The sequence below is a fragment of the Paenibacillus sp. FSL R7-0048 genome, from assembly GCF_038004505.1.
Classification (GTDB): Bacteria; Bacillota; Bacilli; order Paenibacillales; family Paenibacillaceae; genus Paenibacillus_AQ; species Paenibacillus_AQ odorifer.
The window spans coordinates 3,972,573-3,989,576 of record NZ_JBBORF010000001.1 but is presented as its reverse complement, the minus strand read 5'-3'; the positions used below and the strand labels follow the sequence as shown (position 1 = coordinate 3,989,576).

General features: G+C 44.1%; 16 protein-coding genes. 13 read left to right on the top strand and 3 right to left on the bottom strand.

All coding sequences use genetic code 11. The annotated features are described in order from the left end of the window. Positions 1-6: 6 nt before the first annotated feature. From NSQ91_RS17820 to NSQ91_RS17770, 11 genes are all read left to right on the top strand, one after another. Positions 7-462 carry a DinB family protein gene (locus NSQ91_RS17820; protein WP_076304099.1) on the top strand — a complete coding sequence of 152 codons (456 nt, stop codon included), beginning with the start codon at positions 7-9 and terminating at the stop codon, positions 460-462. Between the two features lie 523 nt (positions 463-985). Continuing rightward, a complete protein-coding gene (locus tag NSQ91_RS17815) occupies positions 986-1,978 on the top strand; it encodes a helix-turn-helix transcriptional regulator (protein ID WP_076304100.1) in 993 nt (330 codons plus the stop codon). 484 nt (positions 1,979-2,462) lie between these two features. Next, positions 2,463-3,329, top strand: a complete 867-nt coding sequence (locus NSQ91_RS17810; RefSeq protein WP_340919159.1) for a GNAT family N-acetyltransferase — start codon at positions 2,463-2,465, stop codon at positions 3,327-3,329. Between the two features lie 200 nt (positions 3,330-3,529). Then, on the top strand, positions 3,530-4,090 hold the full coding sequence (locus NSQ91_RS17805) for a MarR family winged helix-turn-helix transcriptional regulator (protein ID WP_076279322.1): 561 nt from the start codon (positions 3,530-3,532) through the stop codon (positions 4,088-4,090). 116 nt (positions 4,091-4,206) lie between these two features. Then, positions 4,207-4,710 carry a hypothetical protein gene (locus tag NSQ91_RS17800; protein WP_340919154.1) on the top strand — a complete coding sequence of 168 codons (504 nt, stop codon included), beginning with the start codon at positions 4,207-4,209 and terminating at the stop codon, positions 4,708-4,710. A 2-nt stretch (positions 4,711-4,712) separates the two neighbouring features. Continuing rightward, entirely contained in the window at positions 4,713-5,579 is an 867-nt protein-coding gene (locus tag NSQ91_RS17795; RefSeq protein ID WP_312148827.1) for an SDR family oxidoreductase, read from the top strand. 549 nt (positions 5,580-6,128) lie between these two features. Next, the gene (locus NSQ91_RS17790; protein WP_076130036.1) at positions 6,129-8,270 is read left to right on the top strand and encodes a peptide ABC transporter substrate-binding protein; all 2,142 of its coding nucleotides are present in this window, start codon (positions 6,129-6,131) and stop codon (positions 8,268-8,270) included. A gap of 75 nt (positions 8,271-8,345) precedes the next feature. Then, positions 8,346-9,308 carry an ABC transporter permease gene (locus NSQ91_RS17785; RefSeq protein WP_076304104.1) on the top strand — a complete coding sequence of 321 codons (963 nt, stop codon included), beginning with the start codon at positions 8,346-8,348 and terminating at the stop codon, positions 9,306-9,308. Positions 9,309-9,344: 36 nt separating this feature from the next. Continuing rightward, positions 9,345-10,247 (top strand): ABC transporter permease, encoded by a 903-nt coding sequence (locus tag NSQ91_RS17780; RefSeq protein ID WP_081383373.1) that lies wholly within the window; start codon positions 9,345-9,347, stop codon positions 10,245-10,247. 1 nt (position 10,248) lies between these two features. Further along, positions 10,249-11,235, top strand: a complete 987-nt coding sequence (locus NSQ91_RS17775) for an ABC transporter ATP-binding protein (protein ID WP_076304105.1) — start codon at positions 10,249-10,251, stop codon at positions 11,233-11,235. Further along, positions 11,225-12,181 (top strand): ABC transporter ATP-binding protein, encoded by a 957-nt coding sequence (locus NSQ91_RS17770; protein ID WP_076130038.1) that lies wholly within the window; start codon positions 11,225-11,227, stop codon positions 12,179-12,181. Before NSQ91_RS17775 ends, NSQ91_RS17770 begins: the two co-directional genes overlap by 11 nt. A gap of 142 nt (positions 12,182-12,323) precedes the next feature. Here NSQ91_RS17770 and NSQ91_RS17765 read toward each other — a convergent pair whose 3' ends face one another. The 3 genes from NSQ91_RS17765 to NSQ91_RS17755 all read right to left on the bottom strand — a co-directional run bounded on the left by NSQ91_RS17765 (position 12,324) and on the right by NSQ91_RS17755 (position 14,840). Next, positions 12,324-13,031: a DsbA family protein gene (locus tag NSQ91_RS17765; RefSeq protein ID WP_036687653.1), complete on the bottom strand. Its 708-nt coding sequence runs from the start codon at positions 13,029-13,031 to the stop codon at positions 12,324-12,326. A 108-nt stretch (positions 13,032-13,139) separates the two neighbouring features. Further along, the gene (locus NSQ91_RS17760; RefSeq protein ID WP_076098782.1) at positions 13,140-13,886 is read right to left on the bottom strand and encodes an HAD family hydrolase; all 747 of its coding nucleotides are present in this window, start codon (positions 13,884-13,886) and stop codon (positions 13,140-13,142) included. A gap of 36 nt (positions 13,887-13,922) precedes the next feature. After that, the gene (locus NSQ91_RS17755) at positions 13,923-14,840 is read right to left on the bottom strand and encodes an ArsR/SmtB family transcription factor (RefSeq protein ID WP_036687649.1); all 918 of its coding nucleotides are present in this window, start codon (positions 14,838-14,840) and stop codon (positions 13,923-13,925) included. A 177-nt stretch (positions 14,841-15,017) separates the two neighbouring features. Between NSQ91_RS17755 and NSQ91_RS17750 the strand changes: the two genes are divergently transcribed. Together NSQ91_RS17750 and NSQ91_RS17745 are read left to right on the top strand one after the other, a co-directional pair. Next, positions 15,018-16,154, top strand: a complete 1,137-nt coding sequence (locus NSQ91_RS17750) for an MFS transporter (RefSeq protein WP_341004285.1) — start codon at positions 15,018-15,020, stop codon at positions 16,152-16,154. Positions 16,155-16,244: 90 nt separating this feature from the next. Then, on the top strand, positions 16,245-16,970 hold the full coding sequence (locus tag NSQ91_RS17745) for a phosphonate ABC transporter ATP-binding protein (protein WP_036687647.1): 726 nt from the start codon (positions 16,245-16,247) through the stop codon (positions 16,968-16,970). Positions 16,971-17,004: the final 34 nt, after the last annotated feature.

Genomic DNA, 17,004 nt, shown 5'->3' with positions numbered 1-17,004 from the left:
ACAAAAATGAAGACGATCAAGTGTATGATGGACCACCTTTACTGGGCGGACGCACGAATCTTAGAAGCGCTCGAGGAGAGTGAGATGAAGAACAAGGACCTTCTGAAGCTGGTTCGGCATGTCGCGGTTGCGGAACGAGTCTGGCTGTCCCGATTGCAGGGCAAGGGTAGTGCGCAATATTCGTTGTGGGAGGAAGCAGAGGACCTGACGGCGATCCGAACGATGTTCGAAGAAAACGCCGAGCAATATCGTGTGTATATCGAAGGGCTCGAGGAATCTGATTTGGACGTGAGGGTCGATTATGCGAACCAGAACGGAGTCCCGTTCCAAACGTCCGTCCGGGATATCTTGTCGCAGGTCATTTTACATGGGCAATATCACCGGGGACAGATCAACCGGGCACTTCGGATGGAATTGGCAGAACCTGTCCAAGTCGATTACATCACGTTCGCCAGACTCTAACAGGGCCTAATCATCACCATTACCCGGAATGAGATGGGCATTGAACTCCTCCGAAATGATTTAGTTTACTCATGCAGGCTCATGAATTCGTAGGATTTTACCTTTAGCTAAATGTGAGATAAGAAGGAAATTGAAGAGGCGGTGGCTTGGAACAACTGTAAGGGCATGTGATTTTCACTCCCATGTCTCAACGGGTCCGAGCCCTTTTGTTTAATGCCTCCCGAACTCCATGCTTCTTGTCCATCCTGCGAATGCATGACACGCTTAAGCTGCTTGCGGAAATAACTTTGACAGAACGATAGGGTTATACACCGACCACTAAATGCAAAGGGGAAATCTGAGATTCAATATGTATTCCTTAACGATCCAAACGAAATAGTGGTACCGTTTCATGATGAGATTCCGAAATAGTAGGACCAAAACGTTTGAATTGTCATCTCTTTTCCGCAAGTAGAATCAAGCAATGCAAATTCCATTACTCTACAATGACTATAGAGTGGTTGAAACGAGGTGAACAGACCAATTGTACGAGTGGCACAAGCAAATCCAAATAATCGTTAATGAAATTGACGAGTGTATTAAGAATCGTAACAGTGAAGCAATAACGCTACGATTCCTTTCTCACAAGTTAGGTTATTCCGAATTTCATACTACGAGAAAATTTAAGGAAATATCGGGAATGCAATTTAGGGATTATCTACGGCATAGAAAATTAGCCTTTGCACTAAAAGAGGTTCGGGATAGTGAAAAGAGCATTTTGGATATTGCTTTTGATTATGGTTTTTCATCACATGAAGCTTTTACCAGGGCTTTCAAGGGAACATATGGTGTAACTCCAAGTGAATACCGGAAAAAGCCTATGCCTGTCGCCCTTCGTACAAAAATAAACTCTTTCGACCGCTACTTTTTCGGATTTGGAGAGATTGGTATGATGAAATCTACAGATGATCTTAACATTTATTTTGTAACCATTCCCACTCACAAATTTTTGCACATTAAAAACTATGAGAGTAATGGGTATTGGGATTTTTGGCAAAAGCAAAGTCTTATTACAGGACAGGACTGCGAAACAATTTGCGGCTTACTCGATAGTATCAAGGGCAAATTGGATGACGATGGCGGGAGTGAATCTAACGGTGGCAGCGGTCAGATTATGGCTTACATTAATGACCCGGATGGCAGACTCTGCGATTGGGGTATTCCACGTACAGAGTGTTTTGGTGTACGTCTTCCTTTTGATTATAAAGGTGAAGTACCTCCACAAATGCTTATGATTGATGTTCTCGAAGCCGAGTATATTGTTTTTGAACATGGGCCATTCAATTATGAGCAGGAAAATCGTAGTGTAGAGGAAAAGATGGAAAGGGCAATGGCAACTTTTAATTTTGCAGACACTGGTTACTGCTTTGATACTTCCCCTGGGAGAATCATTTACGTTTATCACGATCCGGAGCGGTTTTTGAAGTATATCAGGCCAGTAGTGAAGTTGACCTCTAAGCTAATCGAAACAGATTAAGCAGGTGCTATGTGCTGATGAAGAAAATAAGCAGACTGTAGTGTAGTCTCCACAATCATATAGTCGCATGATTAGTTAGATTATCTGCTTTAGAAGCAATATAAGTTTAAAGGTCTTTATTGTTGTTTGAATTATTGACAGATAGATCTGGAAAAGCCGTTCAGAGAACTGCCGGTTGGTGCGAGGCAGCGGATATCCGAATCCAAAAATCACCTCAGAGCAGTCCCCCGAATTATAGTAGATGGGACCGGGATTCTACCGTTACAAAGAAGCATCGTTGTTGGACGATGGCAAAGAGGGCGTTTATTATAAACGTCAATCAGGGTGGTAACGCGGAGCAACTCCGTCCCTAATGGGATGGGGTTTTTTGCGTCTTCATAAATTAATTATTAAATTGGCAGGCGAAAAATCAACAAACCGTAAGAAGAACGATTAGTTCGAAAAATCCGGAAAAACGTTGACCAGATGAAAGGGGGATATTGCAATGCAATTCAAGTTGTATACGGATGTGTATGAGTTTTACAATGATACCTATGGTATGCTGATGCGTCATGAAGCACAAAATTTGATTCCTCTTGGCAATATCATACTTGGGCATGAAGGAAAAGACAAAACAGACTGGCGTGACCCTGTAAATTGGCTTATGGTAACGATTTCGGATGCTAAGGGCATACAACTTACCGCCATAATGACACCGCCACACAATATTACGCTTTATGCAAAAGACAACATAATTAACCCAGAAGCTATAAACTGTCTGGTAGATGGGCTGAAAGACCGTGAAATTCCAGGTGTGATGACCGAAAAAACCTTGGCAGAGTATTTTGCCAAAGAATATACTTTGCGCAAGGGAACAACCTTTAAAACAATCATGACCCAACGTATATATGAACTTACGGCAGTAAACCCAGACATTCAAAAGGTTGGTATCGTTCGATTACTAGATAAAAAGGATATTCACTTTTTCCCTTACTGGGCTGAAGCATTTTATGCAGCGGGGAGTTATGGTAAAAAAGAAATGTCCATCCCGCAAGATGCAGACCCTTACCTCTACCGAATAGCATCGAAAAAACTATATATTTTAGAGGACAACGGGATACCCGTTTCTATGGCAGGATATACAAGGGAGATGCAGACGGCTATTGGCGTGGCATTTGTATATACCCCTCCATATGAGCGCGGAAAGGGTTACGCAACTTCAATTGTGGCGCAAATAAGCCAACTTGCATTGGATAAAGGGTTTACTAGATGCGTCTTATATACCGACTTAGCAAATCCCACATCTAATAGCATTTATCAAAAGATAGGCTATATGCCAATCTGTGATTCGCTTCAGTTAAAATTTGAATAGTAGAATGATGCGGACAGAACTTCTACTACTTTTGAAAATAAGAGCAGAATATTCACTACGGATTGAAGATCTTGAAGGTCGATTGATCAAGCTTTGGGAGAAATATAGAGTTACAACCAAATGCAACTGTTTAACTCCAGGGTTGACGAGGTATAAAAAAATGAGTTGACATAAAATTAGTTAGGGACCATACTACATATATGAACAACAATAATAAAAAAATAAACGACATTGAGGCTATTCCCTCGCTTGTACAATCCAAGCGTCAGATTGATCGCTATAACCTAGACATAGACGCACAGGCTATACTCGTCGCGTCTAGGCTAATGGCAGCGGGAGCCATGCTTGGACACGCCTCGGAGATTCATTTCTCTAGATTCGGTTTATCAACAGGGCGTTATCGTTTATTGGCAGATCTTGAAGATAACGAAGGAGAAGAGTTGCCTTCGCAATTAGCGGAGCATCTAGGAGTTACACGTGCTACAGTGACTGGTCTTATCGACATTCTTGAACGAGATGGGCTAGTATCTCGGCGATTAAGCTCAGACGATGGCCGTCAGAAATCAGTTGTTTTAACGGAAGAAGGAGCGAAGAAGCTCCGTGAAATGGCTCCTGAGCATTTCGCTCGGCTGGAAGCTATGGTGGGGTTGCTCAACATCGAAGAACGCAGCGTATTTCTCGACTTGTTAGGTCGAGTTACACAAGGCATTTCAGCACTTACGGGCGAATTAGGCTCGAAACCAAAGGGGAAACATCAGTAATGAGTAGAATTGGGCTAGTGAAGCTAGCCTATTTTTACTCTTATATAGTTAGGTGCCTAATTATAGTTCGCTGAAATCAATCGTTGAACTATTTCAAAGAAGAAGGGAGCAAGTAAATGAACCAGATGAAATACCCGAATCAGACAGATGATGTTTACAGCATCAAGGCTGTTGGTTCCAAGAAAAAGACTTTTGTACTATGGCGTGAAGTTGTAATGGCCTATGCTGCTCCTGCCATTATGGCAGGTATCGGGGGATTGGTTACTGCAGATAGGGGGCTTCAAATAGCGGCATTGACCACTATTGGCGGTGCATCCGCCTTGATGGCCTTGATAATTGGACTTTTGTTGCATAGTCGAGTGGGCCATTTGCGATGGGTCATCGGTGCACCTCACTTGGTTGTGGTAGGGGTATTCGCAATGGCCGGGTCCTCATTTGGGCTATACGCTGCATGGGTGACATCTGTTGTAGTAGAAATTATGATTCCGAGTAATCACTTGGTCTGGGTAAATCGTGTCTGGATCGATTTCCCGTTGTCTGGATTCATAGCGAGCACGATAGTGACATGGCGGTGGCGACTTGCCGTCACAACTGATTTTTCATCCAAAAGGAGAAGATAAAAATGATAGTTATTATGGGAGCAACAGGTACGATTGGAAGTGCGCTTTTGGAACGTTTGGTTGATCTTGGTGTACCTGTCAGGGCGCTGAGCAGAGAGCCAGAGAAGTTGCGTGATCAAATCGGAGAAAAAAGCCGATCAATTATCGAGGTCGCTTTTGTGGATGCTTCTGACCCTACATCGGTGCGCCGCGCGTTTACAGGTGCTAGCCAGCTCTTCCTTGCCATGTCCAACAGTCCAAGACAAATCGAATTGGAAACCTCAATCATTCAGATTGCCACCGAATCTGGAATCAAACATATCGTAAAAATATCCAGTCCAGCCTTTGAGCAGAGCGCTCCAGTGGCAGTGGCGGGGTGGCATCAAGAAATTGAGAACACGTTGAGAGTATCGGGTATCACCCATACCGTATTGCGCCCTTATGCGTTCATGCAAAATTTAATGCGCTTTGCACCAACGATCACAACCCAAAATGTTTTCTTCGGCTCTATGGGCGTTTCACCGTGTAACTTTATTGACTGTCGCGATATTGCAGACGTTGCCGCAGAAGTTCTGACCAACGACAAGGTATCAGGCCATATATATACGCTTACTGGTTCGGAGATTTTCAGTTATCCCCAGATCGCGAGTCGACTATCTGCCCTGCTTAATCGGCCGATAAGTTACATCAACATGGACCCTCAAGTACTACTCCGTAATCTTATTGAGCATGGGAATCTGCCTCCTTGGCTCGCGAACCACGTTGTGGAAATTCAAACCATGTCTAGGATGGTGCCAGAAAGTCCAAATGACACTGTGAAGCGTTTACTCGGCAGAGATCCACGCACACTAGACGCCTTTCTACATGAGTGTGTAGATAATTTCCGGTAGAGGCGGAGTCCACCTATTCTGATATTTGTATCGATAACAGTATTTTATTCCGATTCCCATATCTAAATGGTTCAGAGTGTATCCCAAAGGTCATAAAATGACTGCCGGGATGCACTCTTTTTATTATGTCCTAAGGAACTCAACTCATAGAACTAGTTCTTCTATAGCATTTATATCAGCATTACAAGAAATAAGCTAAAATTCGTCAATAAGTTAGTGTTATTTACGAAATAATACTAAAAAAGCTAATAAAAAATTAACGAAAAATTCATATTATAAGATTAAGTTATATTAATAATAACTAGTTATGCTAACTAACGTAACATTTTTTCTTGACAATCTTTGTGGAAAATTTTAGAATGTAAGCGATTACTCTTAGTTTCCTGAGTGATATTCAAAAGAAGATATTCGTAAGTTCACCAACAAACATCGGAGTTTAAATTTAGGGGGGCAAAGCATGAAAAGGTGAAGGATAACATCATAGATAACAAGATAATAAAATGTTAGTTTTTTTGTTTCATGACTATGTATGAGGGGGTTCACTTGAGGATGAAAAAAAAGAACGCGTTCTTAGCTCTACTTCTGTCATTTTCTTTGTTATCTGTGACTGCTTGCAGTAATTCCTCTAATAGTGCCAATGAGAACGGTAAAAATGCTGCAGGTAATAGCAATACTTCGGTAAAAGCAACCAGTGATGTGGGTCAAACGGCAGTTAAGAATGAGGGCGCTTCTGATCTTGAAATTAAAGCGGGAAGTTCGGTAACCGTTTTCAATCCAAAGATCCCGACGCTCGATCCTACACAATGGCAAGGACAAATTCTGGTAGGGCAAGGAACTTTGCTCGAAGGGCTTTATGGCTACAATCAGGATAATGAAATCGTTCCGAAAATTGCGACAGGTTATACCGTTTCCGATGACAAAAAAACTTGGACATTTACCCTCCGTAAAGATGCCAAATGGTCAAACGGCGATCCAGTAACCGCCCATGATTTTTATTTTTCTTATATGTATCAATTGGATCCAGCTAACACAACCGCACAACTTTGGCTAAGCGTACTTAATTTTGTGAAGAACGGATATGCATACCATGCCGGATCTGTAAGTAAAGAAGAAGTTGGTCTAAAAGTAGTTGATGATTACACGCTGGAAATTACGACCACGCTGCCTCACGCTATTCTGGGGGATATGGTTCTTTCCGGGTCGATGCCTATGAATCCTAAAGCGGTCGAAGCGAACCCTGGTAAGTGGTTTGAACCGGGGAATTTTGTGAGCAATGGCCCTTACATGGTTAAATCTTTTACACCTAACGGTGAACTCGTCATGGTGAGCAATCCGAATTATGTAGGTGCAGCCGGCCAGCTTAATCACGGCAATGTAGAGACCATCCATGTTCTTCCGGCGACAACCGTGCCGGTGGAGGATTATATGTCCGGCCATGCAGATGTCGTTCTAATCCAAAGCGCGTCTGATTTACAATACGTGAAGAAAACGGAGGAGCTAAAGTCCCAGCTGTATACTGCAGCGACTTATGCGATCAAATATTTGCTCTGGAGCAACCCGACAACGGAATCTCCATATGACAAAAAAGAGGTGCGCCAGGCTATCGCCAAAGCGATCCAGCGTAAACCGATCGTAGAATCGGTGCTGAACGGCATGGGCGGGGCGACCAATATCTTTGCTTCACCAGGTTGGCCAACGGAAAAACTGGAGCAAGGACTTCCGGAAGATCTCGAGGCAGCCAAACAATTATTGAAGGATGCTGGTTATGAAGGCGGTAAAGGTCTGCCAACCCTATCGTTGTATGTTGGGGTCAAGCAAGTAGATGCTCAGGGTGAACAAATCGCTTTGGCGTTAGGTCAATTACTGCAACAAAATCTTGGCATCAAAACAGAGCTAGTTCAGCTCAATGAGGCGCAGTTTAACGCTTATCAGTACAGCGGACCTCAGGGCGACGCAAAACCAGGCTTTATCCTGGCGTCGGGCGCAACCAACTGGAGTGAACCAGGAAGTTTGGACATGGGTGCAACGCAGCAACTATATTCCATAGGAACACTGGATGCCCCGCTAGAAGCTACGAAACAATTCGTGGATTGGACCAAGGAAACTTATTATAAACCGGCCATTGAAAAATATGGGGATCCGGATAATAAGAACGCCGGTGTAGAATGGAGCGACTGGGCAGCATTAGAAAAAGCTGCTAAAGAGGATATCGCCTTTTTGGATAAATGGACAGCAGAGCAGCCTGCAGATTGGCAGCCTTATTTGAAACAACCGGGGCTTCCAACGGCCGCTGAACAATGGCAACAGATTGTAGACCTTTGGAAAAATGCTAAAAATAACGATGAAAAACATGCCGCCTTTGTAACCGCTTGGACCTTCGTAGCACCAAACGCGCCAGGTGGCAAGTTGAATCAAAATGCACTTGATGTACAGGTATATTACAACAGTTATCAATCTGATACCTTAAGAGATTTGAGAATGTGGCAAGCGCAATTCGTAAATGCGCTGACCGTCGAAGACGCTGCTCCTATCGCGGCTAAGGTAGTTAATAACCTGCTCGAAGAAGCTTATGCTGTTCCGTTGTATTATCAACAGCAATACTTCTTGGTAAAACCCGGCATTACAGGAGTGCAATCAAATCCTTGGGCATGGGGCAACTTCTATGGGCTACATCTTTTATCTGTAGAATAATCCTAAATGGGTTGAATAATTACCAATCGCGGGCGCCAATTATGGTGCCCGTGAATCGGTAAAGGAGGGTCGGATTTGACCATATTGAAATTTATTTCAAAGCGCATTTTACAAATTATTATCACTTTAATCTTGGTCATTTCAGTTAGCTATACCATGATGTATTATTCACCTGGCGGTTTCATGAATACGAATACCATGGCTACGGCACTGGCTCCGCTGCAAGGGCAAAACCCTGTTCTCTATCAACAAGTCATGGACCAGTTTCAAAGCCGGTATGGTTTGAATTTACCGCTGTGGCAACAAATCATGAAGTATATTTGGCATCAATTAACCTTCGATTTCGGTAATTCGATGCAGAATCCATCTTTGCAAATTGCGACTCAACTGAAGCAGGCTTTGCCGATCAGTACACTTTTGGCCTTTGGATCTGTTGTTCTTTCGGTAATTATCGGGGTTCCGCTTGGCATTATTGCAGCACTCAAACGTAACACTTGGATTGATTATGTGGTAAGCACCATCTCATTGACGGGTCAGGCTATTCCGGCATTTGTTCTCGCGGTGATTATGGTTTTGTTATTTGGTGTTGTGTTTCAAGGAATTCTGCCTGTAACGGGATGGGGTCACTGGAGGCAAGCAATTTTGCCGATTATTTGTTTATCTGCGGCGAATGTCGGTGTTGTTGCCAGATATATGCGGGGCAGTCTGATCGAAACCATGAGGTCGGATTTTATGCGAACCGCAAAAGCTAAGGGGGTCAAATATTGGTCGATGATTTTTAAGCATGGTGTCAAAAACTCGCTGACTGCGATGATAACCGTCATCGGACCTCAATTTGCTTTTACCGTGATGGGCACGATCTGGGTGGAGCAAATTTTCGCCATTCCAGCGCTTGGTCAGGTGATGCAGACGGCATTTACCAGTTTCGACTATCCGCTCGCCATCACATCTGTATTTCTGCTGGGATCCATGATTATGATTATGAATTTACTCGTTGACATTATTTATGCCTTTATTGATCCGCGTGTCAGATTATAAGCGGCACAGACTATACGAACCTAGGAGGGGGAGCAATTGGCTGGCACAGTTGCAGCAACTCAATCGGATGTAGCTTTGAAGAGAAAAAAGAATCTTCAGAGATCCCAGTTTTATCAAGGTTGGAAGCGATTTAAAAGACATCGTCTTGCCGTTATTGGTTTGGTCTGGGTTATCCTTTTTTTGATCGCGGGGATCATTGGACCTTGGGTGGCCCCATATGACTATCGCACGGGAGATTTTTTGGCTATCAATCAAGGGCCGACCTGGCAGCATATTTTTGGTACGGATAATGTGGGGCATGACATGTTCAGCCAGATTCTGTTCAGTGTTCGAAGCGCTCTGATTATTGCTTTTGGCGCGACTTTGGTCAGCTTCATTATCGGGATCATATTGGGCTTGTGGGCCGGATTGCGCGGCGGAATCGCCGATATGATTATTATGCGTGCTGTGGATTTTATGATGACCTTGCCGGGATTTTTGTTCGCCTTGATATTAGTCATTATGCTGGGACGTGGGTATTTATCTTTGATTCTAGCAATTGGAATTCCGGGTTGGGCGGGGTATGCACGCTTGATCCGAAGTCTGGTCCTAAGTATGCGGGACGGGGAGATGGTGGAAGCGGCAAGAGCGTTAGGCGCATCTCAGGCGCATATTGCCAGACGGTATATGTTGCCGAATGTTATCGGCAGTATGGGTGTCTCTCTCGCCTTCGGGATTCCCGGTGATCTCATCCAGATTGCAGGCTTAAGTATTTTTGGCATGGGGCTTCGGCCGCCAATCCCTTCATTTGGGAGTATGATTGCTCAAGCCAGTGAGAATATTCTCGGCTTTCCATGGCTGCTGTATTTTCCGGCAGGTATCTTTGCAATAACCTTGCTTTCGTTTCTGTTTGTAGCAGACGGTCTCCAGGAAGCATTCAGTCCGAAAGGAGGCAATTAATATGGGTGAACCGCTACTTTCTATTGAAGACCTTCATGTGAAGTTCTCCCGCAGTGAAGATGAAGTTTATGCCGTAAACGGCGTCAGTTTTTCGATCAATGAAAATGAATCCTTGGGGATTGTTGGTGAAAGTGGCTCCGGTAAGTCCGTTACATTGATGTCATCAATTGGGCTCATCCGTGAAAATGGAAAAATAACATCGGGGACAGCTCAGTTTAATGGTAAGGACTTACTTAAAATGCGTCCCAAACAATTAGAAGATATTCGTGGGCGTGACATCGGCGTTGTTTTTCAAGATCCGATGACCAGCTTGAACCCGATCATGCGTATCGGGGATCAAATAATGGAAGCCATGCTGACACATCAATATGCAAACCGGAAGGAAGCTTTTGACCGAACCATTCAGCTCTTGCATGAAATGGGGATTCCGGATCCTAAATCACGGTTTAAAAGTTATCCTCACGAATTTTCCGGTGGTATGCGCCAACGTATCATGATTGCTATTGCTTTGGCATGTGAACCGCAATTATTGATTGCCGATGAGCCAACAACCGCGCTTGATGTCACTGTGCAGATGCAGATTCTTGCACTATTGCAGGAATTGCGCAGAAAACATGGGATGAGCGTAGTGATGGTAACGCATGATTTTGGCCTTGCGACCAACTTTTGTGACAAAATCATCGTGATGTACGGGGGCCAAATCATGGAGAAAGCCACTACGGACAAGTTCATAAGTGAGGCGGCGCATCCCTATTCACTTGGATTGAAACGCTCCATTATTGAAGTGGGCCACAAGGGAAAAGAAATAATGCCTATTCCAAAGACGGCAAAGACACTTACACAGACATTGACCGGCTGCCCATTTGCCGATCGTTGCTTCTATACAACTGAACGGTGTCAGAATGAAGTTCCCAAGCTTCGTGATTTTAGCACCGATCATCAGATCGCCTGCCATCATGCTGAGGAGGTCGCTTCCTATGCCCAATAATCCGCTCTTGCGCGTAGAAAATGTCTCGAAAACTTTTCGGGTACAAGGAAAAAAGCTGCATGCCATCGAGAATGTTTCTTTTACCCTGGAAGCGGGGAAAACACTGGGGCTTGTTGGGGAAAGTGGCTCAGGAAAATCAACCTTAGGGCGAATGGTTCTGCGTCTACTCGAATCTGACAAAGGAAAAATATTTTTTGAGGACGTGGAGCTCTCAAAGGCAAATAAAGAGAAGCTGCGGGCGATGCGCCGGGATATGCAAATTATTTTCCAGGATCCCAAGGCGAGTCTCAGTCCGAGAATGACGGTAGGAGACGCTATTGAAGATGCAATGGCTATCCACAAAATTGGAACTAAAGTAAGCCGGCATGAGCGTGTGATCGAATTACTTGAGCGGGTCGGTTTGCCTTCTGAAGTCCAATACGCTTATCCGCATGAACTGTCAGGTGGACAATTGCAGCGGGTTGGGATTGCCAGAGCGTTGTCACTGAATCCCAAATTGCTCATTTGTGATGAACCGGTGTCCGCATTGGATGTATCTATTCAGGTTCAAGTCATTCAATTACTAAAGGATTTGCAGAAGGAGTTTAACCTGACTTATATCTTTATTTCGCATAATTTGGCAGTAGTGGAGTATTTGAGTGATGATATCGCGGTTCTTTATTTAGGAGAGGTGGTTGAGCAAGCTCCGGCGGATGAATTGTTCAAGAAACCTACGCATCCTTACACGCAGGTCCTGCTAAATTCGATTTTGAAGATTCCGGATAGTGTGGAGCAGAAGCAGCAGATGGTATCGATTCAAGGCGAGGTGCCATCACCGCTTAATCCACCAAGTGGCTGCACTTTTCATCCGCGGTGTTCTTTTGCCTCGGATGTATGTATGGCTGTCAAGCCTGAACGGAAAATCGTGTCAGAAGGCCATAGTGCCGTGTGTCATTTGGTAGAATAAGCAGTGGCTTAATTAAGTAATCAGCAGATGACTTCTGTATATCACAGAAGTCATCTTTTTTAATTCATACACACAAAAAAGCCCTGTAAGAAGGTCACTTTTTTCAAAGTGAACAGCTTATAGGGCGCAGTTTAAAGACTGATTACTGCTTGTCAATCGCTGCTGCTAACCCTTCATAGGAAGAATCCTGAAGCAGCACTCCGTTCACCATAAATTTAGGAGTACCGTTGACTCCGTAGGAACCAGCGATCTTAAAGTCTTCTTTTACATCGAACATATAGGTATGATTCTTGAGATCTGTTTCAAATTGGGCGTAATCAATGCCCTCGATGTTATTCTTAACGAATTTTAAAATGAATTTCTGAGTGGCCCAAATTTCGCTCTCATCGCCTTGATTAGCGTACAGCTTATGAAGGTATTCCCAGAACTTCTCGTTGCTTTGCTTGTAGATGGCTTCGCCGGCGCTAGCGGCAAGATAAGAGTCCCGGTCCAAAAATGCAAAGTTCATGAAGAAAAGTTCCACTTTTCCGGTATCTACGTAGTCTTTAATAAAAGTATCCAGATACTTTTCAGTCCACATTTTGCAGGCGGGACATTTGAAATCTGCGAATTCGATAACTTTAACTTTGGCATCAGGACTTCCAAGATGAGGTTGCTTCTCATATTTCAGCCCATCAACAACAATGCTTCCCTTTACGTCGGTGTAGTTGGGTAGATCTGCTGTATCATCAGTCTTATTGCTTAAGATGAAAACAATTACAGCGAGAAGGATTACAACAACGACACCTAATATCATGGGAAGCAAAGGTCTTTTGGTCTGAGATTGTTTAGCTGACACTTTCTTATTCATATCTCACCTCCTAGACAATATAGGAATACTATAAAAATAGTATAATCATCCAGTAGGTAGTGAAGATATGTCATTTGTAACAATGCTACGTAACGTTGTAGCTAGTTATTAGTTTTTGAATTTAGCGGCTGAGCGAATGACAGGGGGCACCTCGTGGATGGACGAAATAGTCATCACGGCTTGCTGCATCTCTTGCTCCAGCTCGATAAGGTTATAGCTCCATTCATTTTGCTGCTTCAGGTAAATACTGTTGATGCCTGCGGTAACTGCGGGAAGTACATCTGTACGTAACGAGTTGCCAATCATCCAGGTACGTTTGCGGTCAAAGCTTTGGGTAGCCAAAATATTTTCAAGCGCCTCAACATTTTTATGCTTCCGAATATAGATACGATCGTCAAAATAAGCATCCAGCTTCATTTGTTCAATTTTACGTTGCTGAATGGTGTCGTCCCCGCCAGTATACAAGAATAAATGGTGACCCTCTTGCTTCAGCGTATCGAGTGTTTCAACCATGCCAGGGTAAGCTTCAATTTCTTGGTCATAGACGCTTAGGCCGAGCTTGTGTAATTGCTGCTCTTGAAAGCGATCTGTCGGACGGTTATATTTGGCGCAGAAATAACGGTAGGTGGCGATTAAGGATTTGGGAAAGTTGTCGCTGGCCAGGCCACTTGTGTTGACGGTATCAACATCAATTTCTATTTGCTTGCTGCGTAATTCACTGGTGCTTGGACCAAATTCATTAAACCAATCAGTCATGAGCTCGAAATATTGCCCTAAAATTAAATCGAAATATTTGTTGCAATGAACCAGCGTATCATCTAGATCGAAAATTACTTGTTGAGTTGTGTATTTCATATCTCTCACTCCTTGGATCTGTATCTGTATAGTGTTCTATAGGTGAATATAAGATTCTAGAAACATTTGAAGCTCAGAAGCGCCGTCTGGACGGATACTGAAGCGCTCGTCTTGTTCCCCGCGAAGATGGATACGGAGTAAACCGGCTACGCGTAGGATCATTAGGTGATGCATAAGCATTTCTCTGGATTGATTTAGATCGGACTGCATCTCCCATAGAGATTTGGGTTCATGGGCGACATACCGAAGCAATCGGAGTCTGGTTGGATCTGACAGTGCCTTGGTCATGCGCAATAGCACCATCGGTGGTTCATTTTCATCTTCCAATGGCACATCTACAGGATACTGTACAATCACCATAGTTTTGTAGAAGCAGTAGGTGTTAATTGGTCGATTATGAACGGTAGGCAATAATACTATAGTCTTAAGATCCCGTATATCCTCGAAAACTACACCACCGGATGCATATTCAATTAAAGAAATAGGGTCCATTTTGCTTTCCAGCATTTTTTTCTCAGAGGCATCTTCAATTAATAACGGTAAAATCTTGTGTTCTACATGACGAAAATATTGCTCATACCAGAGTCTAAGAAGCGGACTATAGCTGCTCTTGATCCGGGAAGCTTCATCTATGGTGAAATCATGAATTAACGGTGCGATCTGCTGATAACACTCTTCTATAGAAGCTGAATCCAGATCATCCAGGAAATGCAGCACTGATGTTGCGGGCCCCCGGCTGTAAACCCAAGCATATAACACATCATAATCTGTAAATGGCCACTCGGCAGCTTGCATGAGAGCTGTTACTTTATGAGGAGTAATGCGATCTTCCACATCACTAACCCAGTGGGGACCGAGGTCTAAATTGGAGATCCATTTTCTGGTTACATATATCATAAAACTGTCCAACAGTTCATAAACCGGCGATACGTCGATTTTTAATTCGTAATCCATGTAACATGCACCCCCAGAAATCCGTAACTTCTCATATTATCTCTTGTTTTGAAGAGGGTTGTCCACTATAATGTTCGGTGTTTGCCAATTGGCGTTAGATCACATCATTGTTTTTATTATAGGGGGATATCATCCGTGTCAGACCGGCTTAAAGTATCTATACGAAGTAATAGCAAAATGACTTTCATGATTCTTATTACCGCTACTATAGCCGCAGGGCTTAGCCAAGGGCTGTTGCTGCCTATTCTATCCATTCTTTTGGAGCAAAAAGGAGTCTCCTCGTCACTGAACGGATTGAATGCTGCTGCACTATACATAGGATCATTTGGGATGACCTTGATTGCTGAACGTGTTCTTGGAGCGGTTGGATTTAAAAAATTGATAGCTGGTGGGATTAGTTTAGTCTTAGTAAGCTTGCTCATGTTTCCCTTTTTTACAGGGATCAAGGTATGGTTTGTATTGCGTCTGCTTGTGGGTGTGGGCGATGCTGCGATTAATTACGGGGCCCAGCTTTGGGTTCTGCTTATGACACCTGCCGAGCATCGCGGGCGTAATCTTTCACTATATGGCATGTCCTATGGTCTGGGTTTTAGCTTAGGACCACTTGGGATAAGTCTGCTGCGTTATGGACAGGCCGTGCCTTTTATTGTTCTCGCATTTCTATTTTTGTTAGTCTTAATCCTTGTGACTACAATTCTGCCGGATTCCCGGCCAGATAAAGCGGAGAGTGGTGAAAGCCAGGTTCGCCGTTTCGGTCGTTGTTACAGCTTAGCCTGGTTCGCTTTAATTCCAGCCCTTTTATATGGCTTTATGGAAGCCAGCTTAAATAGCAGCTTTCCGGTATATGGTCTGCGTATCGGTTACAGCACAGATCAAATTGCAGCGTTATTGCCTTTTGCGGGGATTGGAGGACTGCTTCTGCAGTTTCCATTAGGTCTGTGGAGCGACCGGTTTGGCCGCAAGCGGGTACTGATTATTGCCGGGATCGGAGGCGGGATCGCCTTTGCGATGTTGCCGCTGGCAGGTGATCATTTTACGCTGACAATGGTACTTCTGATGATCGCAGGAGGATTAGTGGGCTCCTTTTTCTCATTAGGGCTAAGTCTGGCCGCGGATATTTTGCCACGACATCTACTGCCTGCTGCTAATGTGGTTGCTTCTTTCCATTTTAGTATTGGCAGTATTATCGGCCCCGGCATTGGTGGTTTGTTGCTGCAAGTGGGCTTAAGCGGCGGTATTTTCGCCCTGATGGGTGGTTTATATATCGTGTTCGGCTTGCTGGGGTTATTATTCTCGCCACAACCTAGAAATTGAGGTAAGATAAGAACGAGTGCTCGCATGGAAATTGAACTCACATTCAGAGTACACTATAGATTATAGATGAAGACAGGGAGAGGCTGAACTATGATCACAGTTGAACACTTAGCCAAGGCAGTTGGGGAAGACAAAAATCCGGTCCTGCAGGATATAGGATTTCAATTAGAGCCGGGTGAGCTCGTAGCCATACTTGGAGCGAGTGGGAGCGGTAAGACCACTTTATTACGCTGTTTAGCGCTGCGAGAGAAGTGGGACAGAGGGAATTTTAGAGTGGACGGTACGGATATTATGGCGAGTGCCTTTTCCGGAAAAAGAAAAATTCGACGGGAGTGGGCTTACCTGGAGCAGAATGCAGAGCTCAATCCTAACCGCACAGCGCTGAAAAACGTGCTGATCGGCCAGTCCGCACAGACGCCAATGTGGCGTATGGTTACAGGGATGGTTCGTTCAGATGATTATATGGGTGCGATGGATGAATTAGATGCCCTTGGACTTCTAGACAAAGCGAAGATGAAGACTAGCCAGCTAAGCGGTGGAGAACGTCAGCGTGTAGCGATTGCTAGAGCATTAACTCATGGTGCCAAAGTAATTCTAGCGGATGAACCGGTTACGGGTCTGGACCCCAAATCCGCAGAAAGTGTATTGGAAACTTTGCGCAGACTGTGTAAAGAGACGGGTCTTACCGTAGTGACGGTGCTGCCTATTGAACTGGCTGAACGTTTCGCTTCACGTATATGGGTACTAGAAGATGGACGAATTAAGCATGATATAAAGGGACGTAGATTAACGTCTCAGGAACGCGCAAATTTGTAAAGTTCGGACACGGATAAGGAAAAGAGTGATGAGG